This is a genomic window from Nonomuraea turcica, assembly GCF_030718205.1.
In the GTDB taxonomy this organism is placed as follows: domain Bacteria; phylum Actinomycetota; class Actinomycetes; order Streptosporangiales; family Streptosporangiaceae; genus Nonomuraea.
The window spans coordinates 163,632-186,885 of sequence record NZ_JAUZQF010000004.1 but is presented as its reverse complement, the minus strand read 5'-3'; the positions used below and the strand labels follow the sequence as shown (position 1 = coordinate 186,885).

24 protein-coding genes and 1 tRNA gene are annotated in these 23,254 nt (G+C 69.6%); 14 read left to right on the top strand and 11 right to left on the bottom strand.

The genetic code is table 11. From position 1 onward, the window contains the following. Nucleotides 1-9 precede the first annotated feature (9 nt). Complete coding sequence (locus Q9G87_RS12785; RefSeq protein ID WP_305916521.1) at nucleotides 10-567, top strand: TetR/AcrR family transcriptional regulator; 558 nt, start codon at nucleotides 10-12, stop codon at nucleotides 565-567. 3 nt (nucleotides 568-570) lie between these two features. Here the strand turns inward: Q9G87_RS12785 and Q9G87_RS12780 are convergent, their stop codons facing one another. Next, a complete protein-coding gene (locus Q9G87_RS12780; protein ID WP_305916520.1) occupies nucleotides 571-1,149 on the bottom strand; it encodes a GNAT family N-acetyltransferase in 579 nt (192 codons plus the stop codon). 106 nt (nucleotides 1,150-1,255) lie between these two features. Between Q9G87_RS12780 and Q9G87_RS12775 the strand changes: the two genes are divergently transcribed. From Q9G87_RS12775 to Q9G87_RS12765, 3 genes are read left to right on the top strand one after another with little or no spacing between them, the layout of a single operon-like run. Then, complete coding sequence (locus Q9G87_RS12775; RefSeq protein ID WP_305916519.1) at nucleotides 1,256-2,458, top strand: acyl-CoA dehydrogenase family protein; 1,203 nt, start codon at nucleotides 1,256-1,258, stop codon at nucleotides 2,456-2,458. Next, nucleotides 2,455-3,618 carry an acyl-CoA dehydrogenase family protein gene (locus Q9G87_RS12770; RefSeq protein WP_305916518.1) on the top strand — a complete coding sequence of 388 codons (1,164 nt, stop codon included), beginning with the start codon at nucleotides 2,455-2,457 and terminating at the stop codon, nucleotides 3,616-3,618. The genes Q9G87_RS12775 and Q9G87_RS12770 overlap by 4 nt, the downstream gene beginning before the upstream one ends. Further along, nucleotides 3,615-4,658 carry an acyl-CoA dehydrogenase family protein gene (locus tag Q9G87_RS12765; protein ID WP_305916517.1) on the top strand — a complete coding sequence of 348 codons (1,044 nt, stop codon included), beginning with the start codon at nucleotides 3,615-3,617 and terminating at the stop codon, nucleotides 4,656-4,658. The genes Q9G87_RS12770 and Q9G87_RS12765 overlap by 4 nt, the downstream gene beginning before the upstream one ends. Here Q9G87_RS12765 and Q9G87_RS12760 read toward each other — a convergent pair. Beyond that, the gene (locus Q9G87_RS12760) at nucleotides 4,629-5,228 is read right to left on the bottom strand and encodes a TetR/AcrR family transcriptional regulator (RefSeq protein ID WP_305916516.1); all 600 of its coding nucleotides are present in this window, start codon (nucleotides 5,226-5,228) and stop codon (nucleotides 4,629-4,631) included. The genes Q9G87_RS12765 and Q9G87_RS12760 overlap by 30 nt on opposite strands. A 153-nt stretch (nucleotides 5,229-5,381) precedes the next feature. Here Q9G87_RS12760 and Q9G87_RS12755 point away from each other — a divergent pair, with 153 nt between their 5' ends. Next, nucleotides 5,382-6,149, top strand: coding sequence for a nuclease-related domain-containing protein (locus tag Q9G87_RS12755; RefSeq protein WP_305916515.1), 768 nt, complete (start codon nucleotides 5,382-5,384; stop codon nucleotides 6,147-6,149). Here Q9G87_RS12755 and Q9G87_RS12750 read toward each other — a convergent pair. Together Q9G87_RS12750 and Q9G87_RS12745 are read right to left on the bottom strand one after the other, a co-directional pair. Further along, nucleotides 6,146-7,513, bottom strand: a complete 1,368-nt coding sequence (locus Q9G87_RS12750) for a vWA domain-containing protein (RefSeq protein WP_305916514.1) — start codon at nucleotides 7,511-7,513, stop codon at nucleotides 6,146-6,148. The genes Q9G87_RS12755 and Q9G87_RS12750 overlap by 4 nt on opposite strands. Then, a complete protein-coding gene (locus Q9G87_RS12745; RefSeq protein WP_305916513.1) occupies nucleotides 7,506-8,345 on the bottom strand; it encodes an AAA family ATPase in 840 nt (279 codons plus the stop codon). The genes Q9G87_RS12750 and Q9G87_RS12745 overlap by 8 nt, the downstream gene beginning before the upstream one ends. Before the next feature lie 137 nt (nucleotides 8,346-8,482). Here Q9G87_RS12745 and Q9G87_RS12740 point away from each other — a divergent pair. From Q9G87_RS12740 to Q9G87_RS12730, 3 genes are all read left to right on the top strand, one after another. Continuing rightward, a tRNA-Lys gene (locus tag Q9G87_RS12740) sits at nucleotides 8,483-8,556 on the top strand. A 249-nt stretch (nucleotides 8,557-8,805) separates the two neighbouring features. Beyond that, a complete protein-coding gene (locus tag Q9G87_RS12735) occupies nucleotides 8,806-9,702 on the top strand; it encodes a hypothetical protein (RefSeq protein WP_305916512.1) in 897 nt (298 codons plus the stop codon). A 90-nt stretch (nucleotides 9,703-9,792) separates the two neighbouring features. Next, nucleotides 9,793-10,329, top strand: a complete 537-nt coding sequence (locus Q9G87_RS12730) for a dihydrofolate reductase family protein (protein WP_305916511.1) — start codon at nucleotides 9,793-9,795, stop codon at nucleotides 10,327-10,329. Between the two features lie 65 nt (nucleotides 10,330-10,394). Here the strand turns inward: Q9G87_RS12730 and Q9G87_RS12725 are convergent, their stop codons facing one another. Further along, nucleotides 10,395-13,118, bottom strand: a complete 2,724-nt coding sequence (locus Q9G87_RS12725; protein WP_305916510.1) for an ATP-binding protein — start codon at nucleotides 13,116-13,118, stop codon at nucleotides 10,395-10,397. 126 nt (nucleotides 13,119-13,244) lie between these two features. On the opposite strand from Q9G87_RS12725, the gene Q9G87_RS12720 reads away from it, so the two are divergent. The 4 genes from Q9G87_RS12720 to Q9G87_RS12705 all read left to right on the top strand — a co-directional run bounded on the left by Q9G87_RS12720 (nucleotide 13,245) and on the right by Q9G87_RS12705 (nucleotide 15,495). After that, complete coding sequence (locus Q9G87_RS12720) at nucleotides 13,245-13,667, top strand: LLM class flavin-dependent oxidoreductase (protein ID WP_305916509.1); 423 nt, start codon at nucleotides 13,245-13,247, stop codon at nucleotides 13,665-13,667. Next, complete coding sequence (locus Q9G87_RS12715; protein ID WP_305916508.1) at nucleotides 13,661-13,942, top strand: hypothetical protein; 282 nt, start codon at nucleotides 13,661-13,663, stop codon at nucleotides 13,940-13,942. The genes Q9G87_RS12720 and Q9G87_RS12715 overlap by 7 nt, the downstream gene beginning before the upstream one ends. 97 nt (nucleotides 13,943-14,039) lie before the next feature. Then, entirely contained in the window at nucleotides 14,040-14,489 is a 450-nt protein-coding gene (gene rnhA, locus Q9G87_RS12710) for a ribonuclease HI (protein ID WP_305916507.1), read from the top strand. Nucleotides 14,490-14,565: 76 nt separating this feature from the next. Beyond that, nucleotides 14,566-15,495 (top strand): hypothetical protein, encoded by a 930-nt coding sequence (locus Q9G87_RS12705; RefSeq protein ID WP_305916506.1) that lies wholly within the window; start codon nucleotides 14,566-14,568, stop codon nucleotides 15,493-15,495. Nucleotides 15,496-15,522: 27 nt separating this feature from the next. On the opposite strand, the gene Q9G87_RS12700 is transcribed toward Q9G87_RS12705, so the two are convergent. Continuing rightward, nucleotides 15,523-16,233, bottom strand: coding sequence for a hypothetical protein (locus Q9G87_RS12700; RefSeq protein WP_305916505.1), 711 nt, complete (start codon nucleotides 16,231-16,233; stop codon nucleotides 15,523-15,525). A gap of 16 nt (nucleotides 16,234-16,249) precedes the next feature. Beyond that, the gene (locus tag Q9G87_RS12695; protein ID WP_305916504.1) at nucleotides 16,250-16,549 is read right to left on the bottom strand and encodes a hypothetical protein; all 300 of its coding nucleotides are present in this window, start codon (nucleotides 16,547-16,549) and stop codon (nucleotides 16,250-16,252) included. A gap of 129 nt (nucleotides 16,550-16,678) precedes the next feature. Between Q9G87_RS12695 and Q9G87_RS12690 the strand changes: the two genes are divergently transcribed. After that, nucleotides 16,679-17,089 carry a YbaB/EbfC family nucleoid-associated protein gene (locus Q9G87_RS12690; RefSeq protein WP_305916503.1) on the top strand — a complete coding sequence of 137 codons (411 nt, stop codon included), beginning with the start codon at nucleotides 16,679-16,681 and terminating at the stop codon, nucleotides 17,087-17,089. 39 nt (nucleotides 17,090-17,128) lie between these two features. Here the strand turns inward: Q9G87_RS12690 and Q9G87_RS12685 are convergent, their stop codons facing one another. Together Q9G87_RS12685 and Q9G87_RS12680 are read right to left on the bottom strand one after the other, a co-directional pair. Beyond that, nucleotides 17,129-17,902: a hypothetical protein gene (locus Q9G87_RS12685; protein ID WP_305916502.1), complete on the bottom strand. Its 774-nt coding sequence runs from the start codon at nucleotides 17,900-17,902 to the stop codon at nucleotides 17,129-17,131. Nucleotides 17,903-17,993: 91 nt separating this feature from the next. Then, the gene (locus Q9G87_RS12680) at nucleotides 17,994-19,109 is read right to left on the bottom strand and encodes an aminoglycoside phosphotransferase family protein (RefSeq protein WP_305916501.1); all 1,116 of its coding nucleotides are present in this window, start codon (nucleotides 19,107-19,109) and stop codon (nucleotides 17,994-17,996) included. Between the two features lie 178 nt (nucleotides 19,110-19,287). Here Q9G87_RS12680 and Q9G87_RS12675 point away from each other — a divergent pair, with 178 nt between their 5' ends. Next, nucleotides 19,288-19,920, top strand: a complete 633-nt coding sequence (locus Q9G87_RS12675) for a hypothetical protein (protein ID WP_305916500.1) — start codon at nucleotides 19,288-19,290, stop codon at nucleotides 19,918-19,920. Between the two features lie 136 nt (nucleotides 19,921-20,056). Here the strand turns inward: Q9G87_RS12675 and Q9G87_RS12670 are convergent, their stop codons facing one another. Together Q9G87_RS12670 and Q9G87_RS12665 are read right to left on the bottom strand one after the other, a co-directional pair. Continuing rightward, nucleotides 20,057-22,405, bottom strand: a complete 2,349-nt coding sequence (locus Q9G87_RS12670) for an ABC transporter permease (protein WP_305916499.1) — start codon at nucleotides 22,403-22,405, stop codon at nucleotides 20,057-20,059. After that, complete coding sequence (locus Q9G87_RS12665; protein ID WP_305916498.1) at nucleotides 22,402-23,181, bottom strand: ABC transporter ATP-binding protein; 780 nt, start codon at nucleotides 23,179-23,181, stop codon at nucleotides 22,402-22,404. Before Q9G87_RS12665 ends, Q9G87_RS12670 begins: the two co-directional genes overlap by 4 nt. Nucleotides 23,182-23,254: the final 73 nt, after the last annotated feature.

The following is a 23,254-nucleotide window of genomic DNA, read 5'->3' as shown; positions in this document are numbered from 1 at the left end:
TCGGGATCCGTGAAGCGTTCGGAGACCGTTGCGGACACGGCCATCACGTTGCTGGCCGAGCGCGGCATGCGCGGCCTCACCCACCGAGCCGTCGACGAGGCCGCGGGCCTGCCGCCCGGTTCCACCTCCAACCTGGCCCGCACCCGCGCCGCCCTGCTGGAGCTGACCTTGTCGCGGCTCACGGAGCTGGAGCTGCGGGCGCTCGCGCCGGCGTACCGGAGCGAGGCGCTGGAGCTGTCCGACCTGTCCACGGTGATGGGCGAGGCGCTGCACATCCAGCTCCAGGACCGCAGGCGCACGCTGGCCCGTTACGAGCTGGCGCTGGAGGCGACGCGGCGGCCCGAGCTGCGCGAGATCTACGACGCGGCGGGCCGCCGTTTCCGCGATCCCGCCGTCGCCCTGCTGGCCGCGGTGGGCTCACGCGATCCGGTACGGCACGCGCGCCAGCTGGTGGCCTTCGGCGAAGGCCTCATGTTCGACGCCATCGCGGGCGCCGGTGCCATGCCCACCTTGGACGAGCTCATCGAGGCCATGCGAGACCTCTTGGCCGGCATGCTCGGCACCTGACGGTCACCCGCGATGCAGGCGAGCCCGGTGTTCCGGCCACTCCTCGTCGAGGATGCCGAAACAGACCGTGTCACGCCAGGTGCCGTCGGGCCTCTTGCGGTGCCGTCGCAGGGTGCCCTCATGGAACCCGCCGATGCGCCTGATGGCGTTCTGGGAGCGGAGGTTGAGGTTGTCCGTCTTGAGCAGGACGCGGTTGTAGCCGAGCTCGAAGGCGTGGTCGATGAGCAGCAGCTTGCAAGCGGTGTTGACGGCGGTGCGCCAGACCGCGCGGCCGTACCAGGTCCAGCCGATCTCGACGCTCGCCTCGAAGCCCGGCACGTCGGCGTAGGTGGTCCAGCCGACGGCCCGCCCGCTCTCCTTGAGCACCACGGCGAAGGGGATGTGCTTGTCGTCGTGGATCAGCCCCAGCGCGACCTTCCCCAGTTCCTCCTCCGACCGCGGGGTGGCGACGGGCAGCCAGCGCCACACCTCCTCGTCCCCGCCTCCGGCGGCGAACAGGTCGGGCACGTGGTGGAGGGCGAGTGGCTCGAGCCGGACGACGTCGTTCTCGAGCACCACAGGGACAGGCAACTTCGTGGTCATGGCGGCAACCCTAAGGGGAGCCGAATGTCAGGATTATGGCCACATGGCGGTTTTTGCGGGAGACCACCTGTCGACACGCATACCGGCCGGTCGGTAGGCTCACGTCATGGACTTCGCCTTTGACAAAGTCACCGAGGACCTGCGCGAGCGTCTGCTGCGCTTCATGGACGAGTGCGTCTACCCCGCCGAGCCTGCCTTCGGGGAGCAGGCGGCGACCAGCGGCTGGAGCACGCCGCCGCTGATGTCCGACCTGAAGGACGAGGCCAGGAAGCGCGGCCTGTGGAACCTGTTCCTGCCGGGCGAGCATGGCGCCGGGCTGACGAACCTCCAATACGCGCCCCTCGCCGAGATCATGGGCCGGAGTCCCGCCATCGCGCCCACCGCCACCAACTGCGCCGCGCCCGACACCGGCAACATGGAAGTGCTGTCGATGTTCGGCAGCGAGTGGCAGCGCAAGGAATGGCTGCAGCCGCTGCTCGACGGCGAGATCCGCTCCGCGTTCGCGATGACCGAGCCCGACGTGGCCTCCTCCGACGCCACCAACATCGCCACCTCGATCGTGCGCGACGGCGACGAGTACGTCATCAACGGCCGTAAGTGGTTCATCTCGGGCGCGATGAACCCCAACTGCAAGATCTTCATCGTCATGGGCAAGACCAATCCCGACGCGCCCACGCACCGCCAGCAGAGCATGATCCTGGTGCCTCGCGACACGCCCGGCCTGCACATCAAGCGCGGCATGCACGTGTTCGGCTATACCGACGCCGACCACGGCGGCCACGCCGAGATCGAGTTCCAGGACGTCCGTGTCCCGGCCGAAAACCTGATCGGCGAGGAAGGCGGCGGCTTCGCCATCGCCCAGGCCAGGCTCGGCCCCGGCCGCATTCACCACTGCATGCGCCTGATCGGCATGGCCGAGCGGGCGGTCGAGCTCATGTGCAAGCGGGCGCTGGCCAGGACCACGTTCGGCAAGCCCGTCGCGCAGCAGGGCGTCGTCCAGGACTGGATCGCCGAGTCCCGCATCAAGATCGAGCAGCTGCGCCTGCTCGTGCTCAAGACCGCCTGGCTCATGGACACGGTGGGCAACCAGGGCGCCCACACCGAGATCCAGGCCATCAAGATCTCCACCCCGATCACCGTGGAGTGGATCCTCGACAAAGCCGTGCAGGTGCACGGCGCGGGCGGCGTCTCGCAGGACTTTCCGCTGGCCGCGCTGTGGGCGGGCGCCCGCTCGCTGCGCCTGGCGGACGGCCCCGACGAGGTGCACAAGCGGTCGCTGGCCTATCGCGAGCTTAAGAGGTGGATGTGAACGAGGCGGAGATCAAGGAGCGGGTCGCGGCGTTCCTCGGCGAGCACGACCCCGGCGGGGACCGGCCGGCGTTCCTGCGGGCGAGGTTCGACGCCGGGCTCGCCTGGGTGTGGTTCCCCGAAGGGCTCGGCGGGCTGGGGGTGGCCAGGGAGCTGCAGCAGGTCGTGGAGCGGGAGTTGGCCGGCACGCCGCAGATCAACACCGGTGTCCAGGGCATCGGGCTCGGCATGGCGGCGCCGACGATCCTGGCGTTCGGCACGGAGGAGCAGAAGCGCCGCTTCCTGCGCCCGCTGTGGACGGGGGAGGAGATCTGGTGCCAGCTCTTCAGCGAGCCGGGCGCCGGGTCGGACCTGGCCACGCTCGCGACCAGGGCGGTCAGGGACGGGGACGAATGGGTCGTGGACGGCCAGAAGGTGTGGACGTCCGGCGCCCATCATGCGCGGTGGGGCATCCTCGTCACCCGTACCGACCCTGACGTGCCGAAACACCGCGGGATGACGTACTTCGTCTGCGACATGCACGCGCCCGGCGTCGAGGTGCGGCCGCTGCGGCAGATCACCGGCGAGGCCGAGTTCAACGAGGTGTTTCTCACCGGCGTGCGGCTGCCCGACGACCTGCGGCTCGGCGAGGTCGGCGACGGCTGGCGGGTGGCGCAGACCACGCTCATGAACGAGCGGGTGGCCATCGGCGGCGCGCCCGTGCGGCGCGGCGGCGGCATGGTCGGGCCCGTGCTCGACGCCTGGCACGCGCACTCCGAGCTGCGTACGCACGACCTGCACCAGCGGTTGCTGGCGCTCTGGGTGGAGGCCGAGGTCACCCGCCTGTCGGGGACGCGGCTGCGCGAGCAGCTCGCCGCCGGCCACCCCGGGCCCGAGGGGTCGGGCATGAAGTTGTCGTTCGCCAAGCTCAACCAGGCGCTGTCCGGGTTCGAGGTCGAGTTCCAGCGCGACCTGGGCTACGACGACTGGGCGTTCCGCCGCTCGGAGGACGTCGACTTCTACGGCCGCGGCCCCGGATACCGCTACCTGCGGGCCAAGGGCAACTCGATCGAGGGCGGCACGTCCGAGATCCTGCGCAACATCATCGCCGAGCGGGTGCTCGGCCTGCCCTCGGAACCCCGCGTCGACAAGGACGTGCCCTGGAAGGACCTGCCGCGATGACACTCCTTTACTCCGAGGTCGAGGAGGAGCTGCGGGCGGCCGTGCGCGGACTGCTCGCCGACCGGTGCCCGCCCGCCGCGGTGCTGAAGCGGATCGAGTCCGACCCGTATGACCTGGACCTGTGGAAGACGCTGGCCGGCGAGATCGGCGTGGCCGGGCTGCTGATCCCCGAAGAGCTCGGCGGCGCCGGCGCGTCGGCCAGCGAGGTGGCCGTCGTGCTGGAGGAGCTGGGCCGGGCGGTGGCGCCGGTGCCGTTCTTCACCAGCTCGGTGCTGGCCACCCAGGCGCTGCTGCCGACCGGGGACGCCCTGCTCGGGGAGCTGGCCGAGGGCCGGACGACGGCCGCGCTGGCGGTGCCGTTCGCGGCCTCGCCGTACCGGCCGCTGCGTGGCTCGTCGGTGCGGATCGAGGACGGGCGGTTGTCGGGCACAGTCACCGGCGTGGTCGGGGCGGACGTGGCCGACGTGCTGCTCGTGCCGGTGGACGGCGACCTGTACACCGTCGAAGGGGCGGTCGTGGAGCTCGTGCCGTCGCTCGACCTGACCAGGCCGGTGGCCACCGTCACGTTCGAGCGGGCGCGGGCCCGCCGCGTCGGGGCCTGCGACCTGGCCGCGGTGCTGCGCTCCGGCGCGGCGCTGCTGGCCTCCGAACAGCTCGGGGTGGCCGAGTGGTGCCTCGAGTCGACGCTCGCCTACGTCAAGGAGCGCCACCAGTTCGCCCGTCCCGTCGGCTCCTTCCAGGCGATCAAGCATCGGCTGGCCGACCTGTGGCTGGACGTGGTCAGGGCCAGGGCCGCCGCCAGGAACGCGGTCGCCGACCCCTCGCCGCTCTCCGTGGCCGTGGCCCAGTCATGGAACGCCGCCGTGGCCGTACACGCCGCCGAGGAGGCCCTGCAGTTGTACGGCGGGATCGGGATGACGTGGGAGCACCCCGTCCATCTCTATCTCAAGCGCGCCAAGGCCACCGAGATTGCACTGGGCACGCCCGGCGACCACCGTGAGGCGCTGGCCTCACTCGCCGGCGTCCCCGGCCCCGAGTGAGGCGAGCAGCAGGTCGGCGAAGTGCCTGCCCACCTGGGCGCCGGTCAGCGGCCCGTCCGCGTGGAACCACGTGCCCAGGTGGTGCACCGAGCCGAAGAAGTAGTCCACGACCAGCTCGGCGGGCACCTTGTCACTGAAGACGCCCGTGCGCTGCCCTTCGGCCACCAGCTCGCGGAACCGCTCGTGGTAGCGGCGGCGCTCGGCCCGCACGGTCTTCTGCGTCTCGGGCGCGAGCAGGTGCATCGACCTGAAGAAGATCTTGGAGTCGTCGAGGTTCGCGGTCGTGGTCTCCACGACGTCGGCCGCGGCCTTGTGCAGGCGCTCCTTCAGCGTGCCTGCGCCGTCGGCGATCTGCGTCAACCGGTCCATCTGCATGCGCAGCACCCGGGCGTAGATCTCGTGCAGTAGATCGTCTTTGGAGTCGAAATAGTGGTACATGGCGCCCTTGGTGACGCCGGCGGCTGACACGACCTCCTGCACAGAGGTGCCCTCGAACCCGCGCTCGGCGAACAAGCGGGTCGCCTCGGCCAGGAGCCGCTGCCTGACCGGTTCCTCTTTCACATGAGTCACGGACCTAGCATACCGACTGGTCGGTTACTGGCCTTGCTGGTTCGAATGGCGTCACCTTAGGCTTGCCTTGGTTCGCGGAGGGGTATCCCTTGACCGGCGAGGGATCTTCGGCGTGGCAGATCCTGTTTCACCTACTCATTCGGGGAGTTTGCCGTGCCCGGTGGCTCTATCTACGTGCAGCCAAGCGAGAAATACACAGGGAATTCCCCCCAGTGGTGGTACGAGAAGTTCTGGCGTGAGGATGCCCAGAACCGCCGCCGGGCGAGATACGTCAAGACGGCTGTGGGGTTCGTCCTGGGCGTGGCGCTGGCGATCAGGTTCGACCTTACGGGCGCCGCGCCGTTCATCGGCCTCCTTCTCGGCGGCCTGGTGGCCGGGGGCGACTGGTTCCTCGACTGGCGTTCGTTCCACGCGACCGCGGTCTGGCGTGGGGCGAAGCGCGGTGAGGTGATCACAGGAAGGCTCCTGCGCAGGTCGCTCGGCAAGCAGGGCTACAACGTGCTCGACGGCCGCGCCATCCGCGACCAGGCCTCCATCGACCACCTGGTCATCGGCCCGGCCGGCGTGTGGATCGTCGACAACGAGTCCTGGAGCCCCGACACTGAGATCGCCTGCTACGCCGGGCGGTTGTTCTTCGGCGAGAAGTACGGCTCCAAAGAGGCCAAGGCGCTGGTGGGAACCGCCGAGGCGTTCGCCGAGCTGCTGACCCGCGAGACGGGCGTCCCGGTGACGATCTCCCCCATGCTCGCGGTCCACTGTGGGGACATGCCCAAGGGCGGCATCCTGGTGGCAGAGGGGCTCACGCTGCTCAAGCCCCGGCTGGCGGCCAAGGTGATCAAGGCGGCCGAGGGGCGGGTCTACACCGAGGAGCAGATCGAGCTGCTCACCCGCACGGCGGCCAGGGCGCTGCAGAAGGTCTAAGCCAGCGTTTCGATGAACGCGGTGAGCTGGGCGACGTTGCGGCACTCGTGCATCGGGACGACCGTGCCGTAGTCGCCCGCCACCGAGTCGCCCGTGTCCCACTGCCGCCTCGGCTCGGGATTGAGCCAGTAGGCGTGCCGGGACCTGGAGACCAGATCCTTCAGCACGTCCAGGGCGGGCGGCTGGTAGTTCGAGCGGGCGTCGCCGAGGATCAGCAGTGACGTCTTGGGGCCGATCGCGTCGCCGTACCGCTCGTCGAAGCGCTGCAGCGAGTGGCCGTAGTTGGTGCGGCCGAAGCGCACCATGTCGGCCTCGTTCGCCAGCCTGGTCATCGCCTCGACCACATCGGCGCCCGGCACGAAGAACCTGGTGATCTCGTCCACCGTGTCCACGAAGCCGAACGCCCGCACCTTCGTGAACTGCTCCCGCAACGCGTACGTGAGCAGCAGCGTGAAGTGCGCGAACGACGAGACCGAGTCGCTGGTGTCGCAGAGGATGACCAGCTCCGGCTTGTGCGGCCGGGGCGGCCTGAAGTGGGTGGTCAGCGGCACGCCGCCGCTCTGCAGCGAGGCCCGCATCGTCCTGCGGAAGTCCAGCCGCCCGCGCCGGCCCTTCCTGTGCTTGATCGTCAGCCGCGCCGCCAGGCGCCTGGCCAGCGGATAGACCTCTCTGCGCAGCCGGGCCAGGTCGGCCTTCGTGACGCGCAGGAAGTCGATCTGGTCGAGCGGGGGACGGACGGTGGAGCGGGCGATGCGCTCGATCCCGGAGTCCTCGGCGATGCGACGGCGCACGTCGGTGGCGACGGCCTCCTCGAAGCGCCGGACGCCGGCGTTGACCTGCTGGCGCACGGTCTTCTCCGCCAGGCCGCCGCGGTCCTGGCCGGCCAGGACGTTGCGGAGGATGCGGGCCATCAGGGTCTCGGGGGAGAGGGCACGCATGACGCTGTAGGAGAACCAGCCCTGGCGGCCGGGGCCGGCGGGCTGGCGTCCGAAGCGCTCGACCATGGCCTGGGCGAACTCGCGCATCTCCTGGTCGGTGCCGCCGGTCAGGAGGCTTGCGAGGTGCTCACGAAGTTCCTCAACCGACGCCTTTTCCGGATTTACCGTCTTATCCAGGCGCTCGGCGTACATGCCGCTTGTCGCCGCCGGGAACCACAGGTCGAACAGCACGTCGAATCCCGGCCGGTACGCGGGCTTCTTCACCAGCGTCGCCGCATAAGCGGCGCGCAACGACTCCCGGTCGGCCAGCTCGATCACCCGCAGCGCGTGCGCCGCGTCCAGCCCTTCGGCCACCGACACCGGCACCCCGGCGGCGCGCAACGCGTGCACGAACCCCACATGCCGATCCACGAGAGAGTCAGGCATCCGGCAACCCCAGCTCCTTGACCGCCCGCACCTGATCGGAGGCGTGCTTGAGCACCACGCCAAGGGTTCCCGCGACGGTCGCCTCGTCCAGCTCCTCCCGGCCGAGCGCCAGCAGCGTGTTGGCCCAGTCCACGGTCTCGGCCACCGACGGCGCCTTCTTCAGCTCCAGCGCCCGCAGCGTCGCGACCGTCCTGGCCAGCTGCTCGGCCAGATCGGCCCGGATCGTGGGCACCTGGCTGAGCACGATGTCCCGCTCCCGCTCGGGGGTCGGGTACTCGAGGTGCAGGTAGAGGCAGCGCCGCTTGAGCGCCTCGGACAGCTCGCGGGTGGCGTTGGAGGTCAGCACCACGTACGGCCGGCGCGTCGCGGCGATGGTCCCCAGCTCGGGGATCGTCACCTGGAAGTCGGACAGCAGCTCCAGCAGCAGCCCCTCGACCTCCACGTCGGCCTTGTCGGTCTCGTCGATGAGCAGCACGGTGGGGTTCGCCGACCTGATCGCCTTGAGCAACGGCCGCTCCAGCAGGAACTCCTCGCTGAAGATGTCGTCGTCGGCGCTGGTGGCCTGGATCCTGAGCAGCTGCTTCTTGTAGTTCCACTCGTACAGCGCCCGGGCCTCGTCGAGCCCCTCGTAACACTGCAACCTGACCAGCTGGGCGCCCGTGGCCAGGGCCACCGCCTTGGCCAGCTGCGTCTTCCCGACGCCCGCGGGCCCTTCGACCAGCAGCGGCTTGCCCAGCGCCGCGGCGAGGAACACCGAGGTGGAGATGGCGTCGTCGGAGAGGTAGTCCACGGCGGCGAGCCGTTCCGTCACGTCGGCGGGCGAGTCGAACATCGATGATCCTGTCTGCCGGGGCTCGGTGCCGAACTTTATTCTAGCCAGGCAAGAGCCTTTGCAGCCCGGCCCGGCGTCAGGAGCCCGCCTGATACCGATTCGACCAGGATGAGGATCACCGGTATATTCCTCTCCAGGCGCCGCTAGCTCAGTTGGTTAGAGCAGCTGACTCTTAATCAGCGGGTCCGGGGTTCGAGTCCCTGGCGGCGCACCGAGAAGAAACCCAGGTCATGAACGTGACCTGGGTTTCTTTGTTGAGTGGCAGCAACCTGCGGACGCTGCGCCGAGCCGTCTGCCACTGGTCTGCCAATGCTCGCCAAGTCCGCGCCGTCTACTGGCGGCCGCCGGTTTGGTCATCTACTCCGCTGGTTGTAGAGGACCACTCTTCCTCAGGCGGATTTCAGCGCCGACGCCGCCCGCCATTCTGAACCGGTACCTGGACCTGGGAGAGGCGATCCTGATGATCCATATCTTGACGTCGAGCCGCCCGCCAGTCGAGGTCCAGCAAAGCCTCGTCGGTTTGGCCGCGCTGCACATCGTGGCTCTCGTGGTGGCCGCCTGGCTCTCGCTCCACAAGCCATTCGGCAAGATCAAGCCCTACGTGCCCGATACAGCACCGCCTCGCGTTGCGAGAAACCGCATATCAAGGAGCCAATCCATGGCCGCCGCCCCTGCCCAGCGGGAACCTCGCCCCGACGGCGTAGCCCGGCACCCGAGCCTGATCGTGGCCGCCACCGGCTATGTCGCACTGACCATCGGCTACGTCATCGCCAACCGATCCACCCCGCAACCGGGTGCCACCGACACCCAGGTGCTCCACTACGCGCAAAGCCACGGCGGCACGATGACGCTGGGCGCGCTTCTGCTCATCGCCTCCGCGGTGGCATTGGTGCTGCTGGCGGCGGCCATGCACCAGCGATTGCGGGCACTCGGCGCCACCACGTACAGCCGCGCGCTCACCCTGACGGGTGGGATGATGGCCGCCGGCGCCTTGACCGGCAGCGCACTCTACATCTGGCGTGGCGCCGGCGCCACCACCACCGACGAGGCAGTCACCTTCGCCGAATGGTCGTTCATCTTCGGCGGCCCGGCATTCGCCGCCACACTCGCCGTGCTGATCCTGGGCACCTCGACGGCAAGCGTTCGCCTCCCGCGCGCGATCAACGTGACCGGCCTGCTCCTTGCCGCCGCAGGGCTGGTGTCCATCCTCAGCCCGGCCATCGCGCCCCTTTCCTACCTGCTGCCAATCGTCCGATTCGGCGGGCTGATCTGGCTGGGATTCGCTGCCGCCCAGTTGGCGCGCAGTCGTCTTGCCTATGCCGCGCCTCTGCTCGTGGCCGGATTTCCGATGCGATGACTGATTCCTGCGGCAACCAACCTACGTACCGTTCCACCAGTAACGATTCCCAAGGCCGCGCGACGGCCCGATCTCGGAAGTGAGACGACGATGGATCGTTCTTTCACCGCGTCAGTTTTCATCGGCACGAGCGTGGACGGCTTCATCGCCCGCGCCGACGGCGACCTCGGCTGGCTGATCAGTAGAGGTGAGGCCGCCGGCGGCGGGGATGGTTACGGCTACCCAGAGTTCATGTCCAGCGTGGACACCGTCGTACTGGGCCGCGCCACCTACGAAGCTGTCACGGCATCCGGTTGGTGGCAGTACGACGGCAAGCACGTGGCCGTCATCAGCAGCCGCCTACCCGCCGACACCGACCCCCGCATCACGGTTTACCGAGACCTGGACCAGCTCATCGCCGGCCTGGCCGACCGCGGAACCAAGAGCGTCTACGTCGACGGAGGACAGACCATCCAAACCTTCCTCCGGGCGGGCCTGGTCCAGCAGATCACCATCACCCAGGTTCCCGTCCTGATCGGGTCCGGCCTCCCGCTCTTCGGCCCGCTGGACGCCGACATCTCACTCACGCACGTGTCCACGAAAGTGCTCAAGGCGGGTCTCGTCCAGACGACGTACTCCGTCGAGTGAAGGGCGGCGAGCTCGCGTCGGGACGCGACGCCGGCGCCACGTGCCCACCCGTGCGATCCGTCGCTTCAAGGCCTGTTCGTAGGTGTCTGACCGGTTGACGGAAGGGTGGCGAGCTCGCGTCGGGACGCGACGTCGAGCTTGGGGAACGCGTTGTAGAGGTGATGGCTGACGGTTCGCGGGCTGATGAGGAGCTGGGCGGCGATGTCCCGGTTGGACAGCCCGCGGGCGGCCAGCTGCACGATCTGCAGTTCCTGCGGGGTGAGGCGGGAGAGCAGCCCGGGCTGCGAACGCCGGTTAAGGGTGAGTCCGGTCGCGTTGAGCTCGGAACGCGCCCGCTCTCCCCACGGGCGGGCGTTGATGCGGTCGAACATCTCCGCGGCCGCGCGCAGGTGGCCGCGTGCCTCGGCCTTGCGGCGCGCGCGGCGCAGCCACTCTCCGTAGAGCAGCTCGGTGCGGGCGTGTTCGAACGCCCGGCTGTCCTGTTGATGGAGGCGGAGGGCGGCACGGTAGTGGTCGTCCGCGTGTTCGTCGGGTGCGAGCAGTGCCCGGCAGCGCTCGACGAGAGCACCGACCGAGGGTTTGCCCACCTGTTGATTGAGCGCCTCCAGGCGCCGGTGCGCCGCAGAGGCCCGCTCAGGAAGCCCGAGCCGTACGGCGACTTCGACCAGATCGGGGACGCTGTGCCGGCCGGGCAGCTGGTAGCGGGCGGGGCTCTCCGCGACGGTCTCCAGGTGCTGCAGTGCGGGCTCAGGACGGCCGTGGGCCAGGTCGAGCAGGCCGAGGGCCCAGCCGGCCCGGTGGATCCCCGGCGAGTAGATTCTCGCCCCGGCGTCGGTACGCGCATCAGCGGCGGCGGCGCGGCAGCGTTCCTCGTCTCCTTCCACGGCGGCAAGGTAGGCGAGCACGCTGCTGGCGAGGCTGAGCCACGGCCGTTGGCCGATGTCACGGGCGATGCGCACCGCCTCACCCGCGCTGGTCGCCGCGTCTCGATAACGGCCGAGCTGAACCTGGGAGATGGCCAGGTGATACAGGGCTTGGGGAAGGAGGCCCACCCGACCCATGGCCCGGCTGTCGGCGACGACCTCCGCCGCTAGGTCGTGGGCTTGCGTATCCACCCCGGCGATCAGCCCCAGCCCGCAGAAGTGCAGCAGGTCGTGCGGGCGGCCAACATGATTCCTCCGGGCGGCCGTTATCACCTCCGCCATCGGCGGCAGGTGTTCTGTGGGGCGCCCGACCGAGAGCGAGATGATCCAGTCTTGGATCTGATGGAGCGGGACCAGCGGATCATCCCCGCGCAGCCGTACCGCATCCAGGCGCTCGGCGGCCTGGGAGATCAGCCCGCCGTCTCCCGCGAACCAGGCATTGGCCACCATCTCCATCAAGATCTCCATCGTGCGCTGCGGACTCTGCGAGATCTCCTCGGCCAGTAGCGCATTCGCGGCACGGAACGACCCCTGGCCGGCGTGTGCCGACGCGAGCACGCGGACGAGCCGGCTGCCGAGGAGTGGGTCGCTCGCGCCCGGTCGTGCCCGCTCGGCCAGGTCACTCGACCAGGCCAGTTCGCCCGCTTCCGCGGCGGCCTCCGCCGCACAGGTGAGTAGCCGCGCCCGCTCGGCAGGCACCTTGGTCAACTGGGCCGCCCGTTCGTAGGCGGCCGCCGCAGCCGCGTGCCCGTTTCGTTCGCCGGCCTGTACGGCTGCGCGTTCCAGCTCGACGGCGGCATCCTCATCCTGCCCGGTCACGGCGGCAGCGAGATGCCATGCCCGCCGGTCGGCACGGTCGCTGCCGACCAGCGCGTCGGCCAGTGCCCGGTGTGCGGCCAGGCGTTGATCCAGCGACGCCTCCTGGTACACGGCCGCGCGAACCAGCGGGTGACGGAACCGTAGAGTCCTGGCGTGCTGGTCCAGCCGGATCAGCTCGGCCTCCATCGCGGGCTGCAGCGCCCCGACGGTCTCGCGGGCAGCCTCCAGCAATACCGTCAGGTCGCCCGTGTCGTCCGCGGCGGCGACCAGCAGGAGTCGTTGCGTCACCTCCGGCAGCCGTGCGACCTGGCCGTGGAAAGCGGCCCGCAGGCGGCTGGTCAGTGGGAGCAGGCCGTTCGAGGTGTTCCCGTCCAGGGCGATCGGCAGTTCGATGAGCGCGAGCGGGTTGCCACCGGCTTCGCCGAGCGCGCGGGCCCGCACGTCGGGGGCCAGCGCCGGGGCGTTCTCGTCGAGAAGCGCGGCCGCATCCTCAGCCGCGAGCCCGGTCAGGCGAATCGCGGCAATCCCGGGTGCGGGGAACGGACGCTCACCGTCCCGCGCGGCGAAGATCACGGCGACCGACTCGGCGTCCAGACGTCGCGTCGCGAACAGCAGCGCCTCGGCCGAGGGCCGGTCCAGCCATTGCGCGTCGTCGATCAAGCAGAGCAACGGCCGGTCCTCGGCGAGCTCCGACAGGAGCGACAGGACGGCGAGCCCGACGAGCATGCGGTCTGCCGGTACGGCAGGGCGGAGGCCGAAGGCGCTCTCCAGCGCCTGCCGCTGCGGCTCGGGTAGGTTCGGCAGCTTGTCGAGTGCTCCCCGCAGGAGCAGGTGGAGGCCCGCGAATGGCAGCTCCACCTCCGATTCGATTCCGGAGCCCCGCACCACCTGCATGCCTTGGGCGGTGCCTGCCGCGTGTTCCAGCAGTGCGGTCTTCCCGATCCCGGGTTCACCGCGAAGGATGAGGCTGCCACTGAGCCCGGCACGCGCGTCCAGGAGCAACCGGTCGATCGCCGCAACCTCGGCGGATCTCCCGTGCAGCTCCATGACCGACCACATTTCCGATGCGATGTCCGATGCCTCGAAACATGCATCCTACGTACCGTCTCGAGCATGTCGTTCAGGCAAGGAGACATCCTGGTCATCGGCGGTACCTCGAAAGGATGGGAACTCATGAAGTTCGGGCTCTCTCTCCCCACCGGGGGACGTTACGCGTCACCCGAGGCGATCGCTCAGATCGCCGAAGGAGCGGAACGCATCGGCCTGAGCTCGCTATGGACGTTCGAGCGACTGCTCTCTCCGACCGGACTGGTTTCGATGGGCGGCCAGGAGTTCCTCATGGTGGAGCCCTACAACACGGTCTACTCTCCATTGGAGGTGCTCGGCTTCGCGGCCGCCAAGACCAGCAGGATCCGGCTGGGCACCAGCATCATCAGCGCCCTCCTGCACAACCCGGCCGCCCTCGGGCGCAGCTTCGCAACCCTGGATCGGCTCAGCGGCGGCCGGATCGTGGCCGGTCTCGGCCAGGGCTGGATGCGCGAAGAGTTCGAGGCGGCCGGGCCGCGAGGCTGGGGCTTGGGTTCAACCCGGTGCTGATGTCCTGGGAGGCGTTGGAGGAGGCGGTCACCACCTTCCGGGAGGCGGAGAGCGACCCCGGCTCGTTGCCCGTCGTCGTCCGGGTCAACAACTCGCTCAAGGACCGGCCCGTCGACGATCGCCCGCCGCTTGGTGGCTCGGCCGACCAGGTCGCCGAGGACCTTCACCGGCTCCGGGCCCTCGAGGTCGACGAGGTCTTCTGGTCGATGGATTACGACCCCGTTCCGCCTGACGCCCAGCTTGAACGCATGACGGAGCTCCTGAAGATCATCTGAGTCGAGGCCGGCGAGGACACGCAGGCCGTTCAGCCGGCGCGGGAGCACGCCCTCCGGCCGGTCGGTCACCGTGCTGCAGGCCTGAGAGACTGTCAGCGTGACGGACGTGGTCGACATCTTCACTGACGGCGCATGCCGCGGCAATCCCGGGCCAGGCGGCTGGGGTGCCGTGCTGCAGTACGGCGAACATGAGCGGGAACTGCACGGTGGCGAGGGCCCGACCACCAACAACCGCATGGAGCTGTTGGCTGCGATCATGGCGCTGGAGACGCTGAAACGGCCCTGCGAGGTCCGGCTGCACACCGACAGCACGTATGTCAGGAACGGAATCACTTCCTGGATCGCCAGGTGGAAGCGCAACGGGTGGCACACTGCGGCCAAGGAGCCGGTCAAGAACGCCGACCTGTGGCAGCGGCTCGATCAGGCTGCCGGCAGGCACCAGGTCGAGTGGCTGTGGGTGAAGGGGCACAACGGCCACCCCGGCAACGAACGGGCGGACGAACTGGCCCGACGAGGTTGCGACGAGGTCGCGAGCGGGGGGCGGTAGGTCAAGGTGTAATGCCGTACTCCACGGCGTGGCGCAGGCGGCATTACGACGCGCCATCGCTGTCTGTTGGCGTGGGATGCGGCTTCTTCCACAGAATGTGGTTCGGACCATATACGGCTGGACAGGCCTCACTACGGTCCCCGCATGGGAAAGAAGCGAAGGCGAAAAGCCCCGCCATGGCGCTGCCATCGGTATCGCGTTGCTCCTCGACGAGTTTGACCTCGCCACCATGGCGTCCTATCCGTCATTCGAGTTCGACGCATACGACGAATATCTGGCCGCATGCGAGCAGACCATGCGGTCAATGCTCCAAGCCGGCCACAGGGTCAGAGTCGGGAGCTTCATTCCGGCCGAATACGCCGAATACTGTCAGGCGGAGCAACTGCCGCCCGACTCCGCTGCGAGCCGCGCCCACTACGCCGCGGCAGTGTGCCAAGAGGACGAGCCGTTCCCCTACAGCGGCGAGCCCATCGCTGAACTGGTGGCCTCGCTCGCACATCGGGAACGGCTCAGGACGCTCAGCATCCGGACGATGGACCTGTTGGACCCACTGCCGTACGGGGCGGTGCTGGAAGCGCAGGAGTATGCCGTTGACCTGCTCGCATGGCTCTCGACCCACGTGGGTTCTGGGCCGCACGTATTCACCTGCCATGTAAGCGACGGAGCGCACGATCCTCTGGAGCTTGTCGCCTGGTTGGAGCTCCGGAAGAACGCGTTGACAGCCATAGACACGGAGATCATGGCCTTGTCCTTGATGCTGAGCTTCGCCCGGGTTGTCGAAGCCGAAGGCAGCATCGTCATGCGTTCCTTCACTTCGAGAACCGATCCTGACAACGGCTTGGCGGTAAAGATCGTCCGAGGCTGGGCCATCGTGAAAGGGGCCCTCCGTCCCCTGACGGCCACCGAGATCATGAAGGCCTCCCGTACCGACCCCCACACCGGAGACCCTCTGCCTCTCGAGCCCGCAGTGGAGTACGCCGACTCCCACGAGCCGTTCGAACTGTGAGTCCGAGAAGGAATGCCCGTTGTCGTGTCAGCGCTGCCGCTGTTCCTGCTCGGGCGGGGCGGGCAGCTCCCGCTTTGGAGCGAGGTAGACCGAGGGCGGGTCGGTGGCGATGACGGCGCGCTCGAAGTTGACGGCGGCGCCCTCGGTCGGCTTGATGTTGAACAGCTGGCCCAGCGACTGCGAACTCGTCGCCAGTGTGCCGCCGGCCACCGCCAGGAAGCCGTACAGGACCTTGGTCTTCTGGGCGATCATGGCGTTGGTCAGCATGGTGAGCCTGGCCAGCATGATGTCACCCGCGATACGCAGGTGAGGCGTCAGTCGCATGGCCTGGCAGGCGAGGATATAGCCAAGGACGGCGGCGGCCAGGACGCCGATCTCCATCCAATAGAGCGCGTAGGCATCGCGGACCTGGTCGACCTGCCCTTCCATGGTGTAGCAGAGGCCGCTCAGCTTCTGCATGTCGCCGGAGAACAGGCTGGTGGCGTTGAGGAACGCCTCGCGGTCGTCGGCGATCCAGCCGGCCCTGGACAGGAAGACGGCGTTGCCGATGAGGTTGGGATACTCCACTTCCAGGGCCTTGGCCAGTGAGTTCCAGTTGGCCTTGGCGTCGCCCATGCCGGGGACGTTCGCCAGCGCGGTGGTGGCGATCGTCACGCCGACCATGATGCCCGGGGCCGATCTCGCGGCCAGCTTGAGCTCGTCGAGTGCGGCCTTGGCGTGCAGCAGGGGGTAGGGCATGGGTGGGATCCTCCTGTCACTGGTAGACCACGGTGCTGGCGTCCTCGGCGTCCCGCCAGTTCTTCTTGATCGTCTCGAGGGCGTCGATCCACTTGACGACGGTGTCGATGGCGTCATCGACGTAGTTCTTGACGTCGTCGCGCACGCCGTCGTACTTGCCGATCAGGACGAAGCCCAGGGTGCCGAAGCCGGGGAAGGGCACGTCGGTGCTGTCGACGGAGCTCTTGAGGCGCTCGAGACCCGGGATGACGTACTCGCGGAGGTTTCGCTGGATGTCGGCGATGGTCTTGGAGGTGACGTGGATGTCCTGGGCCATGATCTCTCCCCCGCCGCGGTCGCACTTTGCGGATTACGAAACATCTACTTAACGCGGGATGAGCGTATCGAGTATTTTGATCAAAGTCAGGAGTGATCGTTGATGCGGTAGTCGCGGAGGGGGCCGCTGGTGCTCGATCCTGGTGGTATCGGACCTGATGATCTGGAAAGGGTGGCCAGGGAGGCGGAGCAGGCCATGCGGCGGCTGGCCGACCTGCAGGAACGGCTCGGCGCGATCCGCGGCACCGGCACGGCCGCGGGCGGGCAGATCGTTGTGGGGGCCGACAGCTCCGGCCGTATCGACTCGATCGAGCTGAACCCGCGCGTGATGCGGATGGCCAGCCAGGACCTCGCCGAGGAGCTGCTACGCGCGGTCAACGCGGCGCAGGACGACTGTGTGCGGCAGACCCGCGACCTGGTCTCCGACACCGGTGTCGACCCGTCTGTGGACGAGGCCGCGTTCGAGGCCATGGAGCGCCGGCTGACGGACGCCCACGCCGCCTTCATGAGGGAGATGGAGGGTTATGGACGCTCTCGGTGAGCGCGGCGGCGCAAGCTCGAGCGGATCTTGCCGAGGGCTCTACAGGAGGTTCCTGCGCGGGCGGCGGCGCAGCAGGAGGCCGGTGGCGGACGCGAGGATCACCAGGGATCCGGCCAGCATCAATGCCCGCCCGTCCGGCCCGGCCTCGCCCCCAGCCCCCGTATCGACACCTCCCTCCGGGGTCGCGGTGGTCGTGACGGTGGTCGTCACCTCCGGGGTCGTGGTGTCGCTCTCGTCCTCGTCGTCCGTGGTCTCGTCGTCGGCCGTGTCGGTGGGGGAGGAGGTAGGGGTTGTCGCGCCATCGGATTCCCCGACGGCGAGCGGGTACTGCGTGAGAGCGGACTTGTTCTTGACCTCGCACTCGATCAAGGGCTCCTGAGGGCTGGGGCCGATGTTGATGGCGGCGGCGTGTACCTCGCCCTCGCCCTTGCCCGGCGGTGTCGTCGTCAGGTTGACCACGGTCGTGGGGAGCGGGATGGGCTGGCCAGGGGTGATCGTGCCGAGTTGGCCCACGCCGGTGGCCGAGGTCAGCCGCGGGATTTTGCTGATGCCGGCGTAGGCGTACAGCTTGAGACTGCCGTCCAGGCCGGTCGAGGGTGCGCGGAGCTCGGCTCCCGCCACATAGGTGCCGCGCCAGCCGATCGTCAGGTTCTCCCCCACCGCGGCACGCGCGGGGACGGTCAGTTCGACGTCGACCTTGACCTGCTGCTTCTGGCCTGTGGCCGTCGTGGTGCACTCGTAGTCCACGACGCTCGCCGCGGGGGCGGGTAAGAACTGCAGGGCGATGATCGGGACGACCAGGTGGACGCGCACGGCGGGCCCTCCTTTGTGGCAGATGAGGCACCAGAGGAAATGATGGTGGAGAGACGAGGTTGACACGAATGTCCACATATGGACAACCCGGTCAGCGGCGTCGGGGCGTGTAGGGCGGGACGGCATCGAGGTCCAGATCCGCGTCGGGCCAGCGGCGGCGGAGCAGGCCGGCCGCCTGACGGGCCCAGCCGGCCAGATGCGGCAGGGTGCGGTGGGCGTCGGCGGTGCGGGCGGCGGCCTCCAGGATCGCGACGAGCTGCGGGCGGCTGTCGTCGCTCGCCGGGCGGGCGTCCACCCTGGGGAAGCGTTCCAGCCGGTTCAGGGCGTAGGAGAGGCAGGCCGCGGCCAGGCCGAAACCATAACGCCGGTCGTCCTCGGCCTCGGGCACGCCGCGGGCCAGGGCGCGGCGATACTCGGCGGCGAGGCCGTCGTCGCGGACCGACAACCAGCCGGGACCAGGGACGTGCAGGCAGACGGCGTCGTGGAGAGCGTGGGCGTAGGCGGCGAACTCGAAGTCGATGAGCCGGGCGTCCGGGTCGCCCGAGGGATGCACGAGGACGTTGTTGGTCTCCGGGTCGCCGCTGCTCAACGCCAGGAACGATCCGGGCTCGGCCAGCTCCTCCCGGACGGTGGCCAGCTCCCGCTCGGCCCGCCCCACGATCGGCGCGCCGAGGGCCGCGGCCTGCCTGTGCCCCTCCTCGCGGTTCCCGGCGAAGTGCACGATACGGTCCTCGTCCGGCGTGATCGGGCCGAGCGCGGCCCTGCGCGCGTGGTAGGTCGCGGCCTGCCCGGCGGTGGCGGCGTTCAGCTCGCCGCGGGCGCGGGCGAAGGCGGCCAGGCGTACGGCGTGGGCGGCTGCGCCGTCCGCACGCAGCAGCCCGTCCAGCGGCGTGCGTGGCGCCAGGTCCTCCAGCACGACGAGCCCGGCATCCAGGTCGGCCGCCAGAGCGCGCGGAGCCAGGCCGAGGCCGAGGTCGTCGGAGAGGAAGCGCAGCACGGCCAGTTCGGTGCGGGTCCGCCACGAGGCGGTACGCATACCGTCGGCGCCTCGGTGCGGGCGCGTCCATTTGGCGATCACCCGTTCGGCGCTGTCCAGCCGTGCTCGTGCGACGGCCCAGGGCGGCACGGGTTGCCAGCCGACAACGGTGACGGGGGCGGGACGATGGCGGGATAAGAGGGATTCCACTTCGGTGGGCCGGCCGATCACCCGAGCAGCTTATGCGCCCCTGCTGCGCCGGATTGATGCAAGTAGCACATTTGTCGCCTTGCGTGAGCGCGGTTGGAGTCCGGCGATGGCGCTGCGACGGGGGAGCCTGTCTGGGACTTCTCTGAGATGGTTTTACGCAGCTCTTAACAGGCAGTAATGAAGCCATTACAATACGTATATGAAAACGCTGCAGTCGGCCAATGGCCTGCCTGACCATGGGCATGGAGGGCTGGGACGGGTGGCGCACGGAGCGCTGACGTCCCTGTCTGGCATCGAGGACGGACCGAAACTCTTCCTCGGCTACAACACCCTTCCCAATCCACCGTTTCCGCTGGTCGGATACCTGCAGAACGACTTGGGCCCGGAGGCGGCGGCTCTCGACCCGGCCTCCCTGCTGCGCGCCGCCGCCGGTTCGATGCGGGCACACCCGGTGCCGCCGAAGGAGGCGTTCGCCGAGGGGCACCGGCGAGTGGCGGCGGTGATGCGGGTGGACGCGATGGTCTTCGTGGTTTCGGCGCGGGCGTTCGCTCCGCAGCAGAGCCCGTCCGCCCGCGCACTGTGGGCGAACCTGGTCGAGGGCTATTACCGCGATGGCGACGCCGAGGCGTGCGTGGACGCACGGGAGACGGCCCTGGCCCTGGGCGTGGACCGGCAGGACGGTCGTGTGCTGCTGGTGGCCGAGCGGGGCCCGTCCGGCGGCTATGCCGCACCTGTCCGCGTCGAGGGGAAGCCGAAAGGGGAGCTGTTCGACCTGCTGGGGGAGGTGTTGGACGCCCAATACGTGTGGACCAAGGCGGCGTTCGCGCTCTGAGTCCATGCTCTCTCGGTGTTCTCCCAGTCCAGCCATCCCTTCGTGACGCTGGGGCGCCGGCCCCCGATCGGACCCCGCCCCCTCCCTCGCCTTGAGAAGGGCGAGGGAGGAGACGGCCAGGAAGGGATCGCTGCCGTCATTCCGTACGCAGCGCCTCCGCGATGGTCAGCCGGGCCGCCGAGCGGGCAGGAAGATACGCGCCCAGCATCGCGATCGCCACCCCCGCCGGCATGATCGCGGCCAGCAGCGGGATTCGCCAGACGTCCAGCATGAGTGCCGGAGCCGTGAGGCCCACCGCGGCGAACATGGTCTCAACGACCAGCCGGTGCGCAGCCACTCCGAGGGGGAGGCCCAGCAGGCCGCCGGCCGCGCCCAGGGCCGCCATGGACGTCACCATCATCACGGTCACCTGACGTGGGGTCATTCCGATCGACTTGAGCACGCCGAGGTCGCGGCGGCGTTCCCGGGTGTTGAGCACCACGGTGTTGAAGACGCCCAGCGTTGCCACCGCGCCGAGCAGCAGGGTGAAGAGCGACGTGGCACTGATGATGGCCACGCTGTTGTCGTCCACCTGCTTCTTCGGAATCGGGTACAGGCCCGGATCAGCCGCCTTGACCGCGGCGTTGTACGCCTCCACGTCGGCGCCCTGGGCCAGCTGGACCTCGTACTGGGTCGCGCGCTGGCCCGGGTCGAGCGCGGCCAGCGTCGGCCAGCTCACCATGATCAGGTCGGGGTCGGCGTCCATGGCCTCGCCCACGATCGTGGTGGTGGTGCGGGCGCCGCCGAGTTCGATGGTGAGCCGGTCGCCGGTCCGGAGCGCGCGCTTGTTCATGAACGCCGAGGGTGCGATGACCTCTCCGGGGCCGGACAGGTGGCGGCCGCGCACGATCGTGTCGCCCCGGGCAGCGAGATCGCCGCGCAGGAACTGGGCCATGATCCGGTCGGACCGCCCCGCCAGATGCACGTCGATCCAGGCGTCCGCGATCACGTGTCGCGTGCCGGGCAGGGAGCGCAGCAGCGCCTCGATTCCGGCGTCGTCGCGGCTGGGCCGGGTCTGGTCCGGACGGCCGACGTGGACCACCGTGTGGATGTGGCCGGCCCGCTGGGCCGTGTCGCTGTAGGCGACCATCGTGTGGAACAGTCCGGAGGCCAGGGTGACCGTGGTCACGCCGAGCACGATGGTGGCAAGGGTTAGCGCCGAGCGGCCCGGGCGCGCGAACGGCAGGCCCAATCCCAGGCCGACCGCGCGTGGCAGCCGTGCCCCGGCGAGCAGACGCTGCACCCGCCGCCCCCGGGCGGAGCCGGGCGCGCTGCCGGCACTGATCGTCTCGACGGCGGACAACCGGTGGACGCGCGCGGCGGGGACGAGCGCGGCCAGCACCACCACGGCGGGCACGCCCAGCAGCGCGGCCACGTACACCCACACCGCGACACCCAGGCCGATGGCCGCTCCGAGACCTTGGAAGACCAGGTCCAGCAGAGGTCGCGCGGCCAGGGCGCCGAGTCCGGTGCCGATCAGGCACCCCGCGAACCCGGGCAGCAGCACCATCGCCAGGTACACCGCCACGACCTGATGGGGCGTGAACCCCAGGGACTTGAGCACGCCGATGTGCCGCCGGCCCGCTACGACCGCGCCGCCGACGACGTTCGCCACGATGAGCACCGCCACCGTGAGGCCCAGGACGCCGAAACCGGTGAGGAAGGGCAGGTAGGCGGAGGCCGTTCTGGCGACGTCCTCCTTGACCGTCAGGTACGGCTGCCAGTCGAGCAGCGCGCCCGCGGGCAGGCCGGACGTGCTCGCCGCCACCGCCGCCCGCAGGTCGCCGTCCGGGTCGGTGAAGCGGTAGAGCATCTGGGTGACGGTCGGGCGCAGCGCCGGCATCTGGCCGGGCGCGACCCACGCTTCGGCCGTCCTGCTGACGCTCGAGGCCAGGCCGACGACGGTCAGCTCGGGCCCGTCTTGGACCTGGACCGTGCGGCCCAGCAGGTCGCGGAATATCGGGTCGGGTGAGCGGTCGAGCACGATCTGGCCCGGGGCGGTGGCCCATCGGCCGGCCCAGAGGTTCACCCGATCCACCGGGCCGCCGGGGTCGGCGCGGCCGACGACCATGAGCGGGCCGGGCGGCAGGTCACCGGTGTCGGCGACGGTGATGACGGCCTGGGCGAACGGTCCCGCGACGGCCTCGACCGCGGGATGCCCGACCGCCCGTACCAGCTGGTCGCCGGAGACCGCGGCCCGGTCGAACGCGGCCACCGCGTGCGGGCCGCGCTGGGCGGCGAAGGTGCGGTCGAAGGGGGCCGAGGAGGCTTCGAGCAGGCCGAGCGCCACCACGATCGCCACGGTCGAGCACATGACGACCACGCCGAGAACCGTGCTCTGGAACCGGCGCCTCCGGACGGCCGCCACCGCGACCCGCCACACCGCCCCGGCCCCTTCCAGCCGTCTGCCGCGCCGCTCGGTCGAGGGGACGCTCCTGTCCGTCATGGCATCCACTCCAGATCACGCACGCCCGTCACCCGGCCGTCGGCGAGCTCGACCACTCGGGTCGCGCACCGCTCGGCCAGCTGCCGGTCGTGGGTCACCAGCACCAGCGTCTGGCCGATCTGGTGAAGGTCGAGCAGCAGGTCCATCACCTGCTCGCCGGTCTGGCTGTCCAGCGCGCCCGTCGGCTCGTCGGCCAGCAGCACGGCCGGCCGATTCATGAGGGCCCGGGCGACGGCGACGCGCTGGCGTTCGCCGCCGCTCAGCACGGCGGGATAGAGGTGGGCGCGGCCGGCGATGCCGAGCTCGTCCAGCAGGTCGAGCGCCCTCCTGCGGGCGTGCGCGGCCGGCGTGCCGGTCAGCTGCGCGGCCAGCGCGACGTTGTCGAGCGCGGGCAGGTCGTCCAGCAGGTTGAAGAACTGGAACACCATGCCGATCCCGCGCCGCCTGAACAGCGCCAGCCCCGTCTCGTCCAGCTGCCCCAGATCCTCGCCCCGGACCGCGACGGTCCCGGAGGTGGGCCGGTCCAGCCCGGCGATCATGTTGAGCAGCGTCGACTTGCCGCAGCCGGACGGCCCCATCACGGCGACCGCCTCACCCGCCTGGATCTCCAGCGAGACGCCGTCCAGCGCCACCGTCTCGCCGTAGTGCTTGCGTACCGCGTCGAGTCGCACGACGACGTGATCTGATGTCGCCGAGTCCGCGTCCTGATCCGACGTCGCCGAGTCCGCGCCCTGATCCGACGTCGCCGAGTCCGCGACGATGCTCTCGTCTGCCATGAGGGGAGGCTATGAGCGGCACCCGGCGGCGGGCATCCTTCCATGGAAGCAATCCGCTGCCTCGTCATCCCAC